Source organism: Paenibacillus dauci (assembly GCF_000971985.1).
GTDB classification, from domain to species: Bacteria; Bacillota; Bacilli; order Paenibacillales; family Paenibacillaceae; genus Saccharibacillus; species Saccharibacillus dauci.
In genome coordinates, this window is the sequence record NZ_KQ040798.1 from 575,579 (window position 1) to 595,735 (window position 20,157).

Sequence of the window (20,157 nt, forward strand, 5' to 3'; positions counted from 1 at the left end):
AGCACGGAATTCAATCTGCTCTTCCGCTCTTTTTAGTTGTTTACTGCTCGATGTAGATATCTGCGTAAGGCTCCGAACCTGTTGGCGAAGGTGTATAGCCTTTCAGCTTGGACGTTGCAGCAAGTAGTGGTGTAGAGTGTACAAGCGGTACCCATGGTGCGTCTTTTTTGACAATAACCTGAGCCTGCTCATACAGCTTGGCACGTGCATCCTGATCGGTTTCCTGCTGTGCCTGCACCAGTACTTTGTGCAGCGGTTCGCTCACATACTGGCTGTAGTTATTACCTCCGATAGAGTCTTTGTCGAGCAGCGGGTAGAAGAAGTTATCCGGGTCGCCATTATCGCCGGTCCAGCCGATGATGAACAGATCGTCTTTTTCCCCTTTGCTCAGATCATCCAGATAGGTCGCCCACTCTGGTGACTGGATCGATACTTTTACACCGATTTGGGCAAAACTTGCCTGAATGACTTCAGCTACTTTGCGTCCATCCGGCATATACGGACGGGATACTGGCATAGCATAGAATGTCAGTTCCTGATCAATACCGTTTGGATAACCGGCATCTGCCAGCAGCTGCTTGGCTTTGGCCAGGTCAAACGGATAATCTTCGACACTCTTGTTATAGCCCCACAGCGTTGGTGGGATCGGGTTCACTGCAGCCTCTGCCTGACCGGCAAAGAAAGCGTCAATAATACCTTTTTTATCTACTGCATAGTTGAGTGCTACGCGCACTTTGGGATTATCAAATGGTTTTTTGGCTGTATTGAAGCCCAGATAGGCTACATTGAAAGGCGGGCGGTTGAATTTCTGTAGATCCGGATTGCTTTCCAGTGTTGCCAGATCATCCGGGCTCAGATCTTCCATCAGGTCAATCTCGCCGTTTTGCAGCGCATTGAAACGGGCAGTATTATCCGGGATAGCACGAACAATTACCTGATCTACTTTGGGCAGACCCTGCTGCCAGTAATTTGGATTTTTATCGAGTGTAATCGAGTCACTGCGTTTCCATTCCTTGAATACGAATGGGCCGGTACCTACAGGATTCGATTTGAAGTTTTCTTTTTCTTTTTCAATAGCGGTAGGACTGGCAATAGAAAATGGAGGCATAGCCAGATTTTGCAGGAAAGGAGCTTGAGGGTTGTTCAATTGGAACTCAACAGTAGACTCATCTACCGCTTTTACACTTTTGATTACACGTGCTTCTTCGGGACCGAACATGGAATCATAATAGTCAAAGGAGTCTCCTTCGAACTTGAATTCGCTTTTCGGATCATTCCAGCGGTTAAAGTTAAACACGACAGCATCTGCATTAAAATCCGTGCCATCATGGAACTTTACACCTTTACGCAGCTTGAAAGTATACGTTAGACCATCATCAGAAATGGTCCAGCTCTCTGCGAGGGCAGGTTCCACTTCGGTAGTACCTGATTTGTATGCAAGCAGGGGATCAAATACCTGCTGGGCAATCTTGAGTGACTCTCCATCAGTTACAATCGATGGATCAAGTGCAGCCGAATCGCCACCACGTCCTACAATCAGTGTTCCACCGCCAGCGGCTTCGCCGCCTGAATCGGAAGCAGCCGGTGCAGCTGAATCGTTATTGCCACTGCAGCCTGACAGGATCAGTACAAACGATAAAACCAGCGTAACCATAATTGTCCAACTTTTTCTCACAAGCATTGGCTCCCTTCTGAATGGCAAAATCATGATCAACCCAATCTGTATCCACTATCTCTGTCTCTATATGTATACTATTACAGATAGAAGAAATTGGAATTGACCACAGGATGAATTTAATTTACATTATGATGTCGTGTTTGGCAATGAATTTTTACATATTTTATGATTTTCATTTTAATAACTAACATCAAACGACAGTTTTCGATACACTTTCGCCTTTTTATGGCATTACTGCCTTTATATTTATTTTAGTATCCGCTTACATTTAGTCAAGCGAAGTATTACTTTTGTTCTCCTGTTATATTTGGACAATATAGTAATATATTTTATGTATTTAATTTCATAATTATGCTAATTTACTAGTTATTTAACAAACAAACTCACTAAAGGTAGTAACACTTTTAATAAAAAACTGCTAGAATGAAGTGATATCAAGCAAAAGGGGAGGCTTACAATACTTATGGTAACAAAAAAAATGATTTTCAGCTTGGCTGTGTCAGCAATGTTCACTTTGAACATGTCCAGTCTGGTACATGCTGCTGCTCCAACTGCTCTCACAGTAGAAGGCATCAAGCAGCAGATTGAACAGGATGCGGGAACAGGTACGCATATCACTCTCTTACATACGAACGATGTTCATGCTCATGCCCTGGAAGAGTCTCCATATATGGGACTTGCCAAAATTGCCGGACTTGCCGATCTGTATCGGGAAGCCAATCCGAATACACTGCTCGTAGATGACGGAGATGCTGTACACGGTACTTCATTTGCTACTCTTGTTCGCGGCGAGAGTATTATCAAAGTCATGAACGAAATGAACTTTGCAGCATTGACGCCAGGTAACCATGAGTTCGACTATGGTTATGAACGACTGGTGGAATTGTCCAAAATGGCTAATTTCCCGTTTATCTCTGCCAATCTCACTCAAAAGGATACCGGCGCTGCTCCTTTTGAGCCTTATATCATCCGTGAAGTAAATGGTGTAAAAATCGGATTCTTCGGTCTGACTACACCAGAGACGGCTTACAAAACCAATCCTAATAACGTAACCAATGTCAGCTTTACAGATCCTACCGAAGCTGCTCGCAAAATGGTAGCCGAGCTGCAGGGCAAAGTTGATGTTATCGTAGCTATGGGTCATATCGGTATGGATCAATCTACTGAACAGACCAGTATTGATATTGTCAACGCTGTGCCAGGTATCGATGTATTTATCGATGGTCACAGTCATACCCTGCTGGAAAAAGGGCAGCTGGAAAATGGTACCCTGATCGCCAGTACGGGTGAATACGGCGAGCATCTGGGTGTCGTCGACCTGTGGGTCGACAAAGGGGATGTAACCAAAAAAGAAGCCTACACTGTAGATGAGAAAGCAGCTGCTGGCGTAACTCCGGATCCGGAAGTTGCCAGTCTGATCACTTCGATCAAGTCTTCCCAGGAGCCAATCCTGAATGAAGAAGTAGCCAAATCCTCTGTACTGCTGGATGGTTCCCGTGAAAAAGTACGCGCAGGCGAAACTAATCTTGGTGATCTGATCACTGACGCGATGCGTTCCGTATCGGGTGCAGATGCAGCTATTACTAATGGCGGTGGTATCCGTGCTTCGATCGACGCCGGATCAGTGACCAAAGGCGATGTCGTTACTGTTCTTCCATTTGGTAACCTGGTCATTTCCATCGATGTGACAGGTGCAGATATTCTGGCAGCTCTGGAAAATGGCGCTACCGACTATCCAACTGCCAAAGGTGCCTTTGCCCATGTATCCGGAATCACGTACAAAATTGATCCTGCCAAACCGGCAGGCAGCCGAGTTCACTCCGTAACGGTAGCGGGTGCACCACTGGATCTGAACAAAACCTACAACGTCGCTACCAATGATTTCCTTGTAGCCGGCGGCGACGAATACAAAATGTTCCTCGGCAAACAGCAGACCGGAACCTACGGAACACTGGACGAAGCACTGATTCAGCATATGCAGTCCCTGGGCAGTGTGGATATGCCAGCATCCGAGAAGCGGATTACAGCAGCACCAACACCGGGCAGTGCTACCAAGCCAGCACCTGCTCCTGCTGACAAACCCGCTGCGACCAAACCGGCAGCTCCAGTCAAGCCTGTGACTCCAGCAAAACCGGCTCCAGCCAAGCCATCAACAGCAACCAAACCAGCTCCAGCCAAACCGACAGCTCCTGCTGCATCATCGGACGCTGATGTATATGTAGTAAAAAGCGGTGATACTCTGTACTCTATCGCCAAAAAACACGGAACAACATGGCAGGAACTGCGGGATACCAATGACTTGACCAATGCCCACTGGATCTATCCAGGTCAAAAACTTGAACTGCCGGATGCTTCGTAATCGATAGTTCAGTGTGTAAGATGTGATCCTGGAATATGGGATATTTAATATGTATGATATGCATACGAATGTAAAGTATTCCAATCAGCTGTAAATACAAAAAGGACCCGGTTATATGCCAGGTCCTTTTTTGGTTTATTAGTATTCATTTCATAGAAGCTTACACTTCTTGCTTCTTAAGTGTACGGTTGAAGACTGTGTAGTCAGTAGTGATCAGAGTGCAGCATATTTCATATTAATACGTTCGGCATATCCGTTAACGACTTTCTTTGGTCGTTCCGTTTTTCGGATTGAATGCCAGCTCGAACAATCCGGTCGCCGACAGACCACCCAGTCCACCAGCCCACAACCGAGCAACCAGATCCAATTCGGTAAATGGATAAGCTGCCGCACCAATCAGCAGCCCGATCATCATCCCCAACACCGGCACCAGATTTTTAGGAATAGTAATCGCCATTTTGACCATCTGAACAAGTGCCAGGATAATCACAGCCAGTGTAGACGCAAATGCCAGTACATCATTAAACAGTTCCATATCTTTCTCTCCTCTCCCCTATTTCAGATAATTCCTTTGCGATACAGCACAGTAATCAGACGGTAAAAGTCGTAGCTGCCACCTTCCGGATCATCGACAATACCTGCGGCTACTGCTTTGCTAACAGCGTCCTGTGCCCATTCCGGAATCTTCATACTGCGATTGTGCTCTATTTGTTGAACCCGGTTATCCATTTTGCTGATACTGGACTTCAGCATATCCCGGCTGTCGGTTAGAGACGCGATTCGGTCACTTTGTGCCTTGACGGTGGCTTCCAATGCGGTAAAAGCTTTCTTTTCCTCTGCGGTCATGGGCTTTTCATCTCCCTGATGATTGTTATGAGTCTTTGCATATCGGGTCTGCAGCTCACTGATTGTGCCCTGGTATTCATTCAGATCTACGCCGCCCTGAATACCCGGGACCTGACCAGCGTCGGTGTACTGCCAGAAATCCCATTGCTGCCAAGCGGTGCAATCATCCGGTACACGAGTAACGCTGTAGCGGGCGATCCATAGATCATACTCACCGAGACTGCGGTCAAATTGCGCTGCAAAAGCATTCCCCGTGTACACAATGGGACGACAGCTACTCAGACGCTCCACCTCCTGCAGAAAAGCCAGTGCGACAGCGTTGATCTGGCTTCGGCCAAGCTTGCCGGGATTATCCTCATAATCCATCACCGGCGGCAGATCCAGACTGTCCGCTCCGCCTATCTTCTTCAGGCAGTCAATAAAATGAGCAGCTTCTTTTCGGGCGGCGGCTGCATTTTGCGCGTTCAGAAAATGATAGGCGCCCACCAGCATTCCTGCTGCACGGGCGCCCTGAATATTGGATATAAACCGATCATCGCGGTAGCTTGTTCCTTCACTGGCTTTGATAAAAACAAATTGTTTGCCTGCTGCACGTACCTGATTCCAGTTAATATTGCCCTGCCAGTGGGATACATCGATACCCTGGGCATTACGCGTGCTTCTCGCCTGCATCCCCGCTCTCCTCCTTTGAATGATGATCCATCTGACGTTCCTGTTGTTCCTGATTTTCTTTGATTTCCTTGATTTCTTTGACGGCTTCCGGCTGGGCTTCATCGATCAGCATCGGATTTTCCGGCGGCGTACTTTTCGATTCAAAAATATGCACGGCGTTGCGAAGAATGTTAGGCATCGGCAGCCCCATTTTACCGGCATTTTCGATAACCGAGAGCAATTCATTCGCCAGATAAAAAAAGATCACGGCATCCTGGAAGTAATGCAGACTTCCCAGCGCCTGATCTATGAAATGAGCTATAGCAACAACAACGAAAATCGCGACTTTGCGAATAATTCCTTTGAATCCTACCCTACTCTTCAACTCGCCTCTCATCCAGGCAGCCGCCCACCCGGAGAACCAGTCTACAATGACAAGTACCAATAATAAATTAATCAACACATCCCAACCCCCAAACAGGTAGCCCACAGCAGCGCCATACGCTGTCGAAACTACCTTGATGATTTGCGGCCACGGCTCCCCCATCCCCTTCTGCTCCTTTCTCTACTTCATGAACATAAATATGAAAATGAGTCTTTACAGTGCTGATTCAAACGATGACATCATTACACTCAGTTGATCATACTGTTTTGGTAATTAGTTCGGCTGCCTGTCTCAAAAATGGTAATACAGTAAACATTAAGAGCTGCTACAGGTAAGCCAATTAAGATTCACCTCCTGATAAAATAAAGTCCCCTATATTAGCTTGTTGTTTTGTGATCTCTTGCTTAAATTTGTCAGGCTCAGAAAGTTCCGGTAGTAGATTAAGAGTGTCAATTTCTTCTACTGTTGCTCCTCATAACCAAAGCCATGAATCATATTGTGGTTAAAAGATTCTGAGCAAGTATCCTGGTCTTTGGCTAACCTTTTTTCAAGCTCACTTAGATTTAATTGAGGGTTATACAACCCTGCTGGTATGCTAATGCCAACTATATAACCGGTTTTCAACTTTCCTTCATTTAAATAAGGCTGGATTCTAGAATACTAATTATCGGTAATCAATTTGTATTACAAATAAAATCCTTTAGCATCAAAAAAAGTTACATCCTTCATTTTTAATCACCTTTCTTTAATCTATAATTCCGTAGGAAATGTAAATATTAGAGCTAAAATATTATTTGATGCTATGCCACTGCCTTCCAACTTAACTGCTCCATCTGGATATATATCCAAATTAGTTGGTCTTAAGCCTGTATTATCTCTATAATAAGTCAGTGGTTGAATTGTTCTTTTAGGTTTATATCCTGGAGGAAGGCGAAACACTGTTGTTTGTCCTAAGCTAGAACCTCCAGACACAAGTCCTTGTACAATAACTAAACCATCAGAAGTTTTTCTATATCGTACTACGGTATCAGAATTAAGCGCAGCCCACCCATTTAAAAGAGTAGGATAAAGCCATGGAGTTTGATCTTTATCAGCTTTTTCATTCTCTACTATTGATACACGATGAGAAATTTGCTCTACACTCTGTATCAGCTCAGAGAGTATAGATTTTTCGTTATAAAAATAACTGCCTATGAAGGAACTAACCGGATATTTATCTAAAGGAACATAGGTTACTGAATAAGACGCATTAATATCATAATTTTCAAAAGACTGCTGAGCTAACGCCCCCGCATAAGTTACAGTATTTGGATATAAGGTCCATTTATCGTTTTTATTATCTTTATAAATAGCAATAAATTTATCTATTCTTTGCTTAGTTAAGGAATTGTTATAGCCAATGCCTATACTCGATGGAGAACCGTTATTTATATTCCAAGCTACTTGATCACGATAGGGATTAGCTCGTTCCCTTAAAACTATACCGGATCCGATTTCAATAGTGTTGTCTCCTTCTATAAAACTTAATTGGCCTTCAAAAGTTAAACATTCAATAGCTGGCGTTGATAAATGATAAATAATCATATAATCAGTTGTTGGACGAGATATACGGTATCCCCCAGAAATTAAAAGCTCAGGTCTACCTAAAGGTACAGTAGACACATTGCCGCTATAATCTCTACCATTAAAACTAGCAAGTGGGGTCCAACGCTTGTTCAATCCGTCCGTACGAGAATATACACCGAGACCATCATTAGCATTCGTAGATCCATCATACATTTTCCAACCATACATATATGCTTTTAATTCATCTGTAGTCGGTGAGTATCCATCTGCCCAACCACTATCAGTTGATGAGATTGTTAAATACAAAGTACCTGTACTATCGAAGGAAGCTACATCTGCTTTATTAGAAACAGTATTCGGCATAATGCTTCCATCAAATTTCATTGGAATAACAGCACCAGGTGAATAAGATTCATATCCGACAATTTTAATTTCTTTAAAACCTGATAAACTAGCACTAATTATCCAATTTAAATCACCAGATAAGGTGCGCTTCCGCCAAACAGTGTTTTTATAATACTGTCTGTCCGATCCTACAAATAGTGTGTCACAATCTGTTTCATTAGCAATCACTGGCGAGGCTATTAATTCCGTATCAAACGCTAAAAATGCGGCTACTTCTTTTTGAGCTACACTTGTCCAACGTATTGCATAAGGGTTACGTATTCCTGCAAAACCTTCCGTATAAGGATATTTCATAGCAACCTGTTCTGTCGTCATTTTATCAAGAGCAGTATATTCCGTATCCGAAATTTCATACATTCTAAGTCCATCAGCATAAGCTACATTACCTGATGCAGCCGCATTAAGTCTGGCAACAATTTGTGTACTGCTTACATCTACGCTGGGTGCATATTTCATGAAAACAGTAACCCATTTACCTTTATCAGTAAAAAAAGGAGTACTTACAGCCGTTCCCTGCAGCGCTAGTAGTACACTTTTCGCCGATTCATTATAGATATGACCTACAGCCACGTATTTTTTTCCAGCTTTTAATGAATATGGTTTGGTTGAAACTGCATCTGCAATGGTATTGGCAGTAGTTGCTGTGATTTTTACTGAACCTCCACCAACTACACTTTTATTGTTATCCAGTGTAATTGTTGATTGAAAACCAGCTAATCCACTGAGGCTTTTATTCTGCCCCCATGTCCGTGCCTCCAGATTTAAAAGCATGCGCCCTGTCAGTCCAGAAAGTCGAAATGGTGTATCGCGTTTAGTTGTTATTGTCTGCATTCCAGGCTGTAATACAATTTCTTGCCGTAGTTCTGTATCCAATCGTTCGTGCAGATCTCCGAGTCCTGCCTCAATACGGTTCATATCCTGTTCAGTTACGGTATCGTTATAGTTCCAATCCGTTTTTGCCCGATAATCCATACTTACGCCCCCTTCACTTCTACATATTGTTTAACAACTGTATCTGCAACAACAGGAATAAACACTTCGCTACTGCTGATAACTTCATTACTGGCAGAACGTAATTCTAACTGGGTCACCGATGAGAGATCCGCTGCTGGAATCAAATATTCCAGCTCTACTATTTCAGTTGTCACTTGTTTGATTCTAAATTGATTGATATCGTAATTGCCATTCAGGGTTACTTTGGCTATACGTTGGTTGGTATAATCAGCTATTTCCTGTAGATAACTATTCTGAATCATAGGATTCTGATCTCCTCTCCCAGCATAGTAAATGGTGTGCTTCCGAGCTTCCAGCGGGTAGACAATCTGGTATTACGTTCAGTGCTGTAACGATATGCCGTTTCGCGAAGCATAATAGACTCACGTAATGATGTTTGCTGTACATAAGTCATATTAGCCGGTTTAATCGTCTGCACTGTGTAATTCACTTCTTTGAATATTGAAGCATCTGTCAGATTGGCCATAACCGTTAGTGCAAAATTTTGGATATCTACGGTTGCATTTGCTTTGCCTGCCCCCAATAGCTGATCTAACTTCTGTTGTAAATAACGAATAGTAAAGGGCGGCTTGGTTGTATAGCGGTTCACAATCCGACGGCGACGAAAATCCAGCGTTTCGATTGTTGGGTCTGCCTGGATTTGCAATTGTTGCTCCCTACGACGCAATGATATTTCGCTAGACGTCATAACAAACTGGTCCGCCAGTAACTTCAAGCGATTAGCTTCAAGCTGATCCAACTCGATCTCTTCTGTATTTAACAAAGCAATAAATTCTCGTATGGAATGGTAATATTCTGGCTCATACTGCATTAGTCGGTTATTCAAGGGTACCTACTCCTCCCCATACGGCAATCTGTTCAGTTCCCAACATTAGATTTACCGGCTTACCATTCACCATTGTATCTGTGACATCTGCAACCCCTTTAATACCTACAATACGAGCATCCAGCTGGCTAATACGAATAATAATCTGCTCTTGATCTTTCCATTTAGCTGTCAGTTCTTTCACATATGCTGCCAGTGTATCATTGACATCCAGTTTCACCTGCCCTACAGTAACACCCGGTTCCAATGTAAGTTTTGTACTTACTGTAATGGATAATTCTTCCACTCCTGCAATAGTGACCCGATGTCCAATTGGAGCAAGGCCTATACCTTCTCCACTATTTACCACCGGATCAATAGCTGTTTGTACACGATTAATCAGCTCCGTTGAAGGGCGACGTCCATTACTGGCAATAATGGTACATTTGACCGTTCCTCCTCCTTTCCAGACCGGAAATACTTTGACTCCGCTAACTCCCTCTATCTCATTGATGGTTTGCTTGTAATCTGAGATATTACCGCCAAATGGTTGTTCATTAATGGCCTGTAAATATCTGGATCTTAATGTCTCATCATCTTCGGCATCTTCTCCAGGTACAAGTACAATATTCAATTCAGCTACAGCCAGCCCGGCGATATAATCCAGCGGTAGCAAAGCTCCGGCTGTCGTATTACCAATCTCCCCTGCGGTTTCGCAGGTCAATGCATACTCACCGGCACTTAGACGTGAAGTCACACTATAAATCAACTCTCCGCTGGCGAGTCGGCTGCCAATAGGTACTTCCGTACGTGTGCCGTCTCCTTTATAAAAAATCCCTTTACGAACAGCATAAGTAGCCGGCTCCCTTTGAATGCCATACTCAGCGGTACGACGTTCCAGGTATTCGCCTGTCGCTGTATCTGCAAAAGAAAGATTTAGCTGAATATCCAGTTCAGCGTACATTTGAGCCAGCTCCAATGCCGCTGGTGCTAAGGCATCATAGATGATACTACCCTCTCGTTTATCCATTTGGTCCGCTACACGGTCTAGCATACGCTCCAGTAAAACTTCATACGTTTGTGCCTCATACATGAATTCAGCTCACCTCCTCGTTAATCTGAAACGAACCATATATGGTTTGCACCGTAAAACTCACCCGGATGTCATCCCCTGAATTCCATATTGTAAGAAAATCGTTAATTTGCTCAATCCGATCATCCTGCAGAAGAGCTTCCGTGATCATTCTCCGAATTTCCGCGCGTACATATAGTTGATCTTTGCCAAGAATCTCTTTATATTCCGTACCATAATCATTGCTATAAATCAGGTGCCGATAACGCTCTGTCGTAAGGATTTTCAATACAGCCTGCCGTAAAGAATCCAGGCCATCTATTGTACCGGCAATAGTTCCACGTTCCCAATCCACCTTGTACGTTAATCCAGACATAATCAGATTTGTTGTATCAATGTCCTGATCCGGTTGTAATTGCAGCCCCGTCGGAATCATAGGCTATTCACCAGCCGATCCAGCACAACATAGCTTTGACCGCCTTGGACACGAAGCAGCAATACTCTATCGCCAATCTGTAATCCGGTCGTCAGCGTTCCATTTTGCTCCTTAGTCAGCTTGCTGATCGTTTCTGGTATAACCAATACCGCAGCCGGAAGGGTAAACCGCTGATCAATATTAATTTCCAGCGGCTGATTATTTAATACAGTTCCATACATCACTGCCATAGGATTTGCGTTAGATACTGCTCCCAGACTCGCCTTACGAATAACATCAAGCATATTTACACCACCTTCACATCTAGGGACATGGTATGATCTGTCCCTGAAAATTTGTGACTGCATTCTTCTACCAGATAAACCTGTACTTCAAATTCATCAAGTAAAATATAAGCAAATTGTCCTGCACGCACGTTGACATCACCAATTGCATCTACAGATAGGGTAACCTGTTCGCGATTATACAGCTTCAGGTTGAGTGAGAGTGCTTCTTCAATTTGAGCTATATTCCAGTTATCCTCTGCTTTTTCGTATTTTTGCAATAATCCCCATGCTCCTATATTATTGGAATCTTTTTTTATAAAAATATCTCGATGTCCGGTATCTTTATTGTCACGGTAGAATTTGATCTGATTATACGTTTCTGAGTCAATACTTTTTTTGATAGAATAATCATACAAATAATGGCCTTGTCCCAAGATAACAGAGGGTTTCATACTTCGAATATCCTGTAATCTGAGCTTCCCGAAATCATCATAAAAGACCATGAGTTGTGATTTATACGCCAGTGTATGGTCTAGAGCACCCATGATAATATCTAGCAGCTTTTTATTATCTTCAATCAGTGACGGAATGGTGTATTTACCTTTATCCAGTTTTCCCAGCTTTAATTTATTTTTAATTGCGATTTGCTGGATTACCTCATCTGCAGTTACATTGATAAAAACAAAGGTGTCATTACCCAGCAAGTAGCGTACCTGATCATAAGCAGTTATCTTTATCTGTTTATCTGTACCAGTACTCACAGTAAAAATATAGCCATAAAAAAGGTTCGCTCCATTGTAGATGAAGCGAACCACATACCCATTTTGTACATCAAAGTCTTTTTTCTGGTATAGACCATCACTAACCAACGTAAATTCCAATGAAGCTGGCTTGCCTATCCGGCTGGTCTTCCAGGTAATATCAGAGGCAATGCCAGAGATATCCCAGAGACTGCCTTGCTTATTATCAATATGGAGCTGAATCATTTGGCGGCCTCTTTCTGTGGCAGCTTGATCACCATTCCAATTGGCAGATTACGCAGCTCACTATCTTTAATATTGTTAAGCTTTTGAATTTCTTTATAACGACTTCCATCACCCAGTTGTTTTTTGGCAATCTTCCATAGCGAATCTCCAGCAACCAATTTATAGGTTTTAGGAGTTTCTTTAGTATCAGTACGCTTTTTGGCTACAGTAGACTTTTCCTTGTCTTTTTTAATTTTGACTTTAAGTGCACGGTAAAAGACATACTCTTTCAAGGACAGCTTAAATTGGATGTCGCCCGATTCTCCTGCCGCCAGTGTCCAATCGAATTTCTCGATACTGACTGCCATGTTGATTGCCATAAATGCCCTGTTTAAAGTAAATCGTTCGGCTTTAGCTGATACAGCTTGTTTAGAAGTATTTCCGTATAAAGCGTAATCTGGAAGTTGTAAGGAAGAAAAAACAAATCGGATGGGACGCTTAGTCTCCATCCATTTTTGAATCATCTCTACATAATAATATGGCGTTTGCAATTCCCTACCAACAACGAACGGGTATCGTTGACCCGGAAAAAAGCTCTCCAGTGTAATTTCACGCAGCTTATTCGGCTGAATTGAATTAATTTCCCCAAGCCCAATAATGGTGTAGTTCTTTCCGTCTCCGCTACTGTTAATTTCAATTTTTTCAGGATTGACTGGTAAACGAACGACTTCATCCTGGTTATTATAAGTTAAAAAGAATCCGTACTCTTCCATATCACATATACACCCCCTGCGCAGTGGAGACAAATTCTTCTTCTAGTTTCTGTCCGATACGACTAACAATAGTATCAAGATCCGCACCATTATTAATATCGCCTGTTGTCACTTGTACCGTTGGGGTCAAACTCACAAAATGTTGAATTGCTTGCAGTTCAGCTAAATCACGTAGCAATTTTATATCTTCACTGGAAATATCGACTGGATCTTGAATGCCGCGAATTTTATCAACATTTTTTACATTATTAATATCACTAGGCATATTGGGAAGATAATGATTTAAATAGTCATTTGTTGCCGCATTACCTTTATCACCTTTTTTAGGTGGATACTCTCTACCATCGCCCAAAAAACTATTTCCCATAAAGTTAAATGCGCCACTGAGCCAACCAGCTATTTCAGGTCCCATTGCCATCAGCTTTGTTGTATCATAGTAATCTTTTCGCGGTAATGAAACTACATTTTTATCAGAGGTTGGCTCTGGGATAGAGTCCATTTGCTTTTTAATTTCATTACTAAATGTGTGCCCATTTGCTTTGATTTCTTCGTCTGTAGAGATATGAATTTCTTGTAATCCTGAATTATGAAATTGATTGATCAAAGGCAACATCGAATTATAATAATCAGCGACTGGCTTTATAGCCTGATTGATAGCACTTGCAAAACCGATAGCAAAATCTTCGGCAGCCCTTGTGAGCCTGTACATCAATCCCAAAAAACCAACTTTTGTAGAGTATACAAATTGATCAAAAGCGTATTTAGGATCAATAAATAAATTAGCTAAGAATTCATATAAAGTAGCGAAATGATTATATAACATAATAAAAAAGTTTAATATAGTACCAAAAAACACAAGAAAACTACCTATTAGATAACCAAGCACATCTTCACCGGTGATACCAATCATGCTTAGATACATTATGACGACAGCTATAAGTCCAATTACCAATATTAAGGGGAGATTTAGTAAAAACAATAAAGCTCCTATCATAATTAATTGCGAAATAATGGTAACCAAAAAGACCGTCGCAATAGCTATCAAAATAGGTTTAATAATTGACCAATTCTCCTGTACGAAGTTAATCAATTTTAGAAAACCTTCTACTAATATTCTGACTACCCCAGCCAGAACACTCAATACACTACCCACCTGCTTAATAAATGGATCAAATTTCCCACTAGCAAAAGCCTCATTTAATTTTTTTAACAGTGGCAACAATGTGCCCATGGCACCTTCTCCCATTTGACTTAAACTATTCTTAAAATTGTTTACTAATGTATTCCATTCGTTCAAAGGAGTATCTACCATATGGTCAAGTGCAGCTTTTGTTTTCCCAGATTGATTCATGATTTGTTCGAGTGAAGCAATGAAGCCACCCAAGTCTCCTTGGGAAGCTTTTTCTTTAATACCTGACTGGTCAATAACACCTTGAGAAATGCCAAAGTTTGAAGCAAGTCCAGAGGAATCCCCAGAGTAAGCTTTAATAAGGGAATCTACACTTTCGCTCATACTTTTGTGATCTGGAGATAGTATACTCAAGCGATTAGCATAGTCTGTCAATTTCTCAAGTTTATCCTGTTCATCTGTGATTGAAAAAAGACTAATACCACCCTTCAAATATTCTTGTACATCCTGTCCCGTTCTTAACGCTTCTGCTTTAAAAGAATCGAATATTTTATTCCCTTTATTATTTCCACCCGAATTTACAATAATTAAGTCTTTTAAGGATTGCTGTTGCATCGCAGGCATTAGTGTCATTTCTGCAATCGATTTTAGGCTTTCATATATCATTTGTATGGATTTTTTAACTTTCTCAATGAATTGACTGAATTTCTCTGATATCTTATCAATTAGTTCTTGGATGCTGTTGAATAGACCAAGAACGGCACCTGCGCTTTCCAATGCTGCTAGAAAACCGGCAGCTGGCATAAGTATTCACCCCTTTCTTGTCCTCTTCCGTTGTGACTGCTTTTCTGCCTCTACTCGAACAGCAATCATAGCATAAATGGCGGCACGTTCATGATCAGACATTTGCATAAGATCCTGCGGAAGAATATGCAATTCATGGAGGGCGTAGTAAGCAAAATTAGCTTCACTATCGCCCCCACTAATTAGTTTTTTACGTCATTTACCAATTCATTCATATCTCGATTAAAGCCATTCAATTCCTGTACTCGTTCACCTAAAGCAGCAAACTCACCAGGCAACAACATCTTGCGTAATAGTGACTCCGCTCCCATCACACCATAAGATTTTTGAAGTTCTGCATTTTTTAGATCTGGATATACTACGCTGGCACTAATCAATTTAGCCATATATTCGTTTGGCTCAATCTCCGGTGTATACATGCCATTCTTTCCTTTGACTTTACGAGTAGCTGCTTTACGACATTCCTGATTTTCGTCCTCATTCATACTGCGAAGCTTCCAGCTGACAGGGTTACCATCTGCATCTTTGAAGCGTGCAGATACTACAAATTCCTCTACCACGTCAGAAGATACGTTTTGTGCAAAAAATAGACTTAATTCACTCATTGATAATTCCTCCTAATAGTTATAAATATAGTTATTCACTTAGTATATACTTGGATATCCTATTACATATTTGCTTAGACATATGACAGATGTACCGGAATAGTTCCAATTGTAGGATCTTTGCCTCCGGTACATAAGTCATTTTTATAACGTTAGTACGTTGTTATGAGAATAAATTGAATTACTGAGCTGGTGCTCCAAAGGCCTGATTAATATCTACCCCATCAAAAGTAAAGCTTACTTCTTCTTCCAATGCATCCGATTCAGTGTCCAGTGATGCCATAATGACACTGTCCAGATTCACATCACGCAGAATAATAGTCTGATAACCAATGCTGGATGTTGGATCTTCATTCGTCACTTCAATATCAAAGTACGTGTCTACGCCAGTTTTCATATAATCTAGCATCATTTGACGGAAGCGAGAAGTCATGTAGAAAATAGTCATGGTACCTGATCCAGACCAGCCTGTTGCTTTGTGCTGTACTCCACGGCGTCCCAATGTTTTCACTTCAGCTTTTTGTTTCTCTACTGTAGCTTCCAGCGTTTTGATATAAAACATTTCTTCTACTTGATTATTAATTGTTGCAAATGCGCGGCCTTCCTGACCGGAAATGGTATCTTTTGCTTTTAGAAATGTCATCTTAAACCACCTTCACTTTCATGTATACTTTTTCAACGGAATCTACTGGTTGCACATTGACTTCCACTACAATACTATCCACTTCATTACCTGCAGTCACACTGATATCAGCTTGAGCATCAAAGTTCTGCACCGCTCCAATATTTTGTAGATCTGTAAGATAAGCGACACACTGGGAACGGAATAAACTGCGTCCATCGGTATTATTGTTCACTTTACCAATAAAATATGATTCAAAAATACGTTTAAGATCATTAGCAATACTGTCGAGTACACGTACCACACGGTTTTTGGCAAAATGACGCGCTTTATCCGGTGTATAAGACACAAAGGTATTGATATCTTGTTCCACTACAGCACGATCACTGCTGGCTGTAAATATGAACTCTCCTTTTCGCAAAGCTGATTCTGTCTCGGTATGGGTCAGCTTGCCATTTACATCTACAGCATCATCATAAGCACTATAGGTCAAAGAAGCATTAACTGCAGCACCAGCAGTTGCTCCTGTTACCCAGGCTACACTTTGCTTTGCATCCAGTACAGTGCCATCACTTAGTACAACACCATTTTTAACACTAATTACACCTTCATGATCAGCATTGGGATAATTGGCCACTACAGCCTGTACCTTTTTACCTTCATTGCTACGCAGGCGTTTGATATAAGCAGCATATACGGATTTTAGAGAGGCATCATCCGAAACCAGACCAACTGTCTGAAACTCTAAAGCCTCAAGTTGCTCCAGATATGCAGTATGATCTGCATTGGTGGCCAGCGCGCTTGTACCTCCAGCTAGTGGGGCACCTGCTGTCGGTACAGGAGTTCCCTTACCACTAAAGACAACGTAGGTGTTACTCACCAACTGTTCTACAGCACTTACGGTCTGCTTATCGATTACTGTACCCTCTAGCAGCGTGGTTACGTCGAATTGTTTTTCATTATTAATATTTGCTTCCACTACAATGGTCAACTGATTGCCACGCGTACCACTATATTTAGCTGTAGCTGTCAGAGGCTCCACTTTTACAGAAGCAGGTGTACCGTCATTTAAACGATATACCAGAAGCTTTTGTGCACGTTTGAGCGCTTCGCGAATCAGAAGCATCTGTGGAGAAGTATAATCGTAGCCAAGTGTTTGTAGGGTATTATCACCAGCGGTAATAGTAAGCATTTTCTTAGGTGCTCCCCAATCCAGATTTAGCGCAAGACTTGCGGTACCACGCTCACCCAGTGTTCCAGGAAGTTTGCCCTCCGATACAAAGTTGATATATACACCAGGGCGAATTTTGTTTTGTGTTGTATAAGTTCCTCCAGCCATTTAATTGGCCTCCTTATTCATAAATTGATGTAGCATGGATGTTGCTTGTTCAATAGTGTACTGTTCATTTTCTGACAGAAGTGCAGATAGTACATCTTTTTCAAGTGAAGTAAATTTTGTTGATTGCATAAATTGCTCTTTACGGTAAGATACCTCAGCCATTGTTTTCTCTCCTTTGAATACCATTTACCTGGTTTGTAAATTTGTGTTCATTTACTGATATGAGAGGCAGGATATACGTGCTGATCCATTGTATTCATCAGTATACCTGGAACTGCCGAGCGAACAGTACGTACCGGATAGTTTACCCGAATTCGTGGAACTCCATCTTCTGTATCCCATCGCAATTCGCTAGCTCGACATAGATCTTCCCCAGTCCCAATAGTCTCTAATGCCTCAAACAAATCTTCGATCTGCTCATCTGCATAGTGCCCGGCAGCCGGTACGTATCTTACTTCCAGTGTATACACACGTACAAACCGATCACTACGTTCTCTTGTGAAGTCAACTGCGACTAGGCGATATTCCAATCGTGGCTGCTTTAACTCTTTTTTTTCTGCACGATCAAATGGAATATAAGGGAATTTCTCGTGCAGTGATAATTGCACATAGGTAATCACCTGTTGTGCATCCATATTTCTCCTCCTTTACCGAGAAAAATAATCATCTCCTTCGGTTATACTTTACGGAATCGAGATGAGGAATTTTTGCACCGCTTGGTTAAAGACTTATTATTTGGAATATCCATATTCCTGCGGTGTTCCGTGTCTCTCGATTTCCGATAATACAATCTTACACTGGATTTCTCCTAACGGAGACGGTGCTATGGACGAAAAAAGGACGGTTATCGGCTGAGTTCGGGGGAAGAAGAGCGGTAAAAAGACGCTAGATTATTCCGCACAAAAAAAGCCTGCCCGCAGGCAGACTTGGTGTGTTCCCGAACCTAGATATATAGTGTGTTATTCCATCGGTGATGAGGTGAGAAACACGCTGGAGAACAGATACGAAATCATGGCAAATACCGGAATACTCCACAACAATACCGGTGAACTGAGCCACCCTGGCAGTGGAATCCACATCATGATCGCCCAGCTAACGATAATACCGATTCCATTAAATAGAAGAAACTGCAGTGGCATACGCCGAATATTCAGACGCAGCCAGCGGTTCAGCGGTGCCAGTACCACCAGCGAATAACCGAACAGCGGCACAAGAAACAGCATCCAAACAATCAACTGTGAACGCAGTCCCATCTCCGAGACGAGCACAGAGTTTTGCAGTGCAAAATTAAGATAAATCGAACTCAGGCTGCTGACCAGCAGCGAGACGACTGTGCTGTCGAACAACCATGCTTTGTATACATGCTGTAATCGAAACCGGTCGGCAGCTGCCGGAATGGCAGATGTCCTCGCAGTGCGTAATTCCCTTTTCACAAAATCAGAGCTCCTGTCCATTAACATATATGGGATGATCGCCTGCAGTGGCTGGATAGCTGTCTGATCGTCTATGTATAGCGATTATCCGCAGTATTATAAACACCTACTATTTTACCATAAAATAACATAAAAACAGCAGCATATACTATATATTATCATCTTCTGTTGTTTTCTGCTTGTTAGGCGATCTTAACCTGTCATTATGAATTACCTGTGAAACCCTCAAGCGAATCAGCAAGCAAAAAAAAGCTGCCCGTCTCGGCGGACAGCTTGCTCGTGAATACTGTTTTCTCATTATTAATAAAGTACGTATTCCGTCTTACCGATCATGAAGTAGTGCACGCAGCATCCGTCCGGCGAACCCGTTTCTTTTGCGGCATCAGTTCATCCAGCCGGATCATCCCGGTATCCGCCAGCGCCAGTGCCATTTTGTAAAAAGCACGGGCACGGATTTTGACGTAGGTGTCTTTACTGATCGGTGGATCAAACAGATAGCTGTATACTTTATAATCGAAAATATCATCGTGCTTGAGATAACGTTCCCGTACAAGCAGCTGCTCACGTTCACCCAGTCGTTCCACAATCGCTTCTATCCGTTCACAATAGGCCCGACGCGCTGCCGGAGTATCTACATTATAAATAGCTGCTCCTGCTGTCGGATCTCCGGTCACATGGGTCGGCCCATGCATTCTTGCTTCATATGAAGCTGTAAGTGATGTCTCTCTCATCTCAAATGTAATCGTTTTGTAGATACGGTATTTCTCGAAAACTGCTTCTACTGCAGCACGGGTCTGACGACGGTCCAGCTCAGGCAGGGAAATCATTGGATTCATTGTACAACACTCCTCGATGTAATATATTAAGGTAAAGGAAATCAGCAGCAGGTACAGCAAAAGAATTCTTATCCTTAAGAGACAGTATTTCATCATTTCCATCTGGCATTTTCTTTTTTGTCTTTTGGCAACGATGGTAGATATTTAACCTTCTTTTATTTCATTCAA

20 protein-coding genes and 1 pseudogene are annotated in these 20,157 nt (G+C 42.2%); 1 reads left to right on the forward strand and 20 read right to left on the reverse strand.

Translation table 11 applies throughout. From position 1 onward, the window contains the following. Nucleotides 1–40: 40 nt before the first annotated feature. Nucleotides 41–1,681, reverse strand: coding sequence for an ABC transporter substrate-binding protein (locus tag WH46_RS02550; RefSeq protein WP_046225563.1), 1,641 nt, complete (start codon nt 1,679–1,681; stop codon nt 41–43). A 460-nt stretch (nt 1,682–2,141) separates the two neighbouring features. Between WH46_RS02550 and WH46_RS02555 the strand changes: the two genes are divergently transcribed. Next, nucleotides 2,142–4,037 (forward strand): 5'-nucleotidase C-terminal domain-containing protein, encoded by a 1,896-nt coding sequence (locus tag WH46_RS02555; protein ID WP_069202827.1) that lies wholly within the window; start codon nt 2,142–2,144, stop codon nt 4,035–4,037. Nucleotides 4,038–4,293: 256 nt separating this feature from the next. On the opposite strand, the gene WH46_RS02560 is transcribed toward WH46_RS02555, so the two are convergent. From WH46_RS02560 to WH46_RS02645, 19 genes and pseudogenes are all read right to left on the reverse strand, one after another. After that, nucleotides 4,294–4,572: a holin gene (locus WH46_RS02560; RefSeq protein ID WP_046225564.1), complete on the reverse strand. Its 279-nt coding sequence runs from the start codon at nt 4,570–4,572 to the stop codon at nt 4,294–4,296. A 23-nt stretch (nt 4,573–4,595) separates the two neighbouring features. Continuing rightward, nucleotides 4,596–5,555 carry a glycoside hydrolase family 25 protein gene (locus tag WH46_RS02565; RefSeq protein ID WP_046225565.1) on the reverse strand — a complete coding sequence of 320 codons (960 nt, stop codon included), beginning with the start codon at nt 5,553–5,555 and terminating at the stop codon, nt 4,596–4,598. Between the two features lie 127 nt (nt 5,556–5,682). After that, a pseudogene (locus WH46_RS02570) lies at nt 5,683–6,081 on the reverse strand (phage holin family protein); the annotation flags it as partial. Between the two features lie 588 nt (nt 6,082–6,669). Next, a complete protein-coding gene (locus tag WH46_RS02575) occupies nt 6,670–8,862 on the reverse strand; it encodes a hypothetical protein (protein WP_046225566.1) in 2,193 nt (730 codons plus the stop codon). A 2-nt stretch (nt 8,863–8,864) separates the two neighbouring features. After that, nucleotides 8,865–9,146, reverse strand: a complete 282-nt coding sequence (locus WH46_RS02580; RefSeq protein ID WP_046225567.1) for a hypothetical protein — start codon at nt 9,144–9,146, stop codon at nt 8,865–8,867. Then, a complete protein-coding gene (locus tag WH46_RS02585) occupies nt 9,143–9,730 on the reverse strand; it encodes a putative phage tail protein (RefSeq protein ID WP_046225568.1) in 588 nt (195 codons plus the stop codon). The genes WH46_RS02580 and WH46_RS02585 overlap by 4 nt, the downstream gene beginning before the upstream one ends. Then, nucleotides 9,723–10,802 carry a baseplate J/gp47 family protein gene (locus tag WH46_RS02590; protein ID WP_046225569.1) on the reverse strand — a complete coding sequence of 360 codons (1,080 nt, stop codon included), beginning with the start codon at nt 10,800–10,802 and terminating at the stop codon, nt 9,723–9,725. The genes WH46_RS02585 and WH46_RS02590 overlap by 8 nt, the downstream gene beginning before the upstream one ends. A gap of 4 nt (nt 10,803–10,806) precedes the next feature. Further along, on the reverse strand, nt 10,807–11,217 hold the full coding sequence (locus tag WH46_RS02595; protein WP_017812830.1) for a DUF2634 domain-containing protein: 411 nt from the start codon (nt 11,215–11,217) through the stop codon (nt 10,807–10,809). Beyond that, entirely contained in the window at nt 11,214–11,501 is a 288-nt protein-coding gene (locus WH46_RS02600) for a DUF2577 domain-containing protein (RefSeq protein WP_017812829.1), read from the reverse strand. Before WH46_RS02600 ends, WH46_RS02595 begins: the two co-directional genes overlap by 4 nt. 2 nt (nt 11,502–11,503) lie before the next feature. Beyond that, complete coding sequence (locus tag WH46_RS02605; protein ID WP_046225570.1) at nt 11,504–12,469, reverse strand: XkdQ/YqbQ family protein; 966 nt, start codon at nt 12,467–12,469, stop codon at nt 11,504–11,506. Continuing rightward, complete coding sequence (locus WH46_RS02610; RefSeq protein ID WP_046225571.1) at nt 12,466–13,221, reverse strand: LysM peptidoglycan-binding domain-containing protein; 756 nt, start codon at nt 13,219–13,221, stop codon at nt 12,466–12,468. The genes WH46_RS02605 and WH46_RS02610 overlap by 4 nt, the downstream gene beginning before the upstream one ends. A gap of 1 nt (nt 13,222) precedes the next feature. Further along, entirely contained in the window at nt 13,223–15,154 is a 1,932-nt protein-coding gene (locus tag WH46_RS02615) for a hypothetical protein (protein ID WP_046225572.1), read from the reverse strand. Nucleotides 15,155–15,336: 182 nt separating this feature from the next. Beyond that, nucleotides 15,337–15,759 carry a phage tail assembly chaperone gene (locus WH46_RS02620; protein ID WP_046225573.1) on the reverse strand — a complete coding sequence of 141 codons (423 nt, stop codon included), beginning with the start codon at nt 15,757–15,759 and terminating at the stop codon, nt 15,337–15,339. Between the two features lie 181 nt (nt 15,760–15,940). Beyond that, nucleotides 15,941–16,402 (reverse strand): phage tail tube protein, encoded by a 462-nt coding sequence (locus WH46_RS02625; RefSeq protein WP_046225574.1) that lies wholly within the window; start codon nt 16,400–16,402, stop codon nt 15,941–15,943. Between the two features lies 1 nt (nt 16,403). Beyond that, entirely contained in the window at nt 16,404–17,720 is a 1,317-nt protein-coding gene (locus WH46_RS02630; protein ID WP_046225575.1) for a phage tail sheath family protein, read from the reverse strand. Beyond that, the gene (locus WH46_RS23975; RefSeq protein ID WP_017812822.1) at nt 17,721–17,882 is read right to left on the reverse strand and encodes a YqzN/YkzM domain-containing protein; all 162 of its coding nucleotides are present in this window, start codon (nt 17,880–17,882) and stop codon (nt 17,721–17,723) included. Between the two features lie 47 nt (nt 17,883–17,929). Then, the gene (locus tag WH46_RS02635) at nt 17,930–18,355 is read right to left on the reverse strand and encodes a phage tail terminator family protein (RefSeq protein WP_046225576.1); all 426 of its coding nucleotides are present in this window, start codon (nt 18,353–18,355) and stop codon (nt 17,930–17,932) included. A gap of 324 nt (nt 18,356–18,679) precedes the next feature. Beyond that, the gene (locus tag WH46_RS02640; RefSeq protein ID WP_017812820.1) at nt 18,680–19,153 is read right to left on the reverse strand and encodes a hypothetical protein; all 474 of its coding nucleotides are present in this window, start codon (nt 19,151–19,153) and stop codon (nt 18,680–18,682) included. A gap of 329 nt (nt 19,154–19,482) precedes the next feature. Beyond that, nucleotides 19,483–19,989, reverse strand: a complete 507-nt coding sequence (locus WH46_RS02645; protein ID WP_046225577.1) for an ArpU family phage packaging/lysis transcriptional regulator — start codon at nt 19,987–19,989, stop codon at nt 19,483–19,485. Between the last annotated feature and the right edge of the window lie 168 nt (nt 19,990–20,157).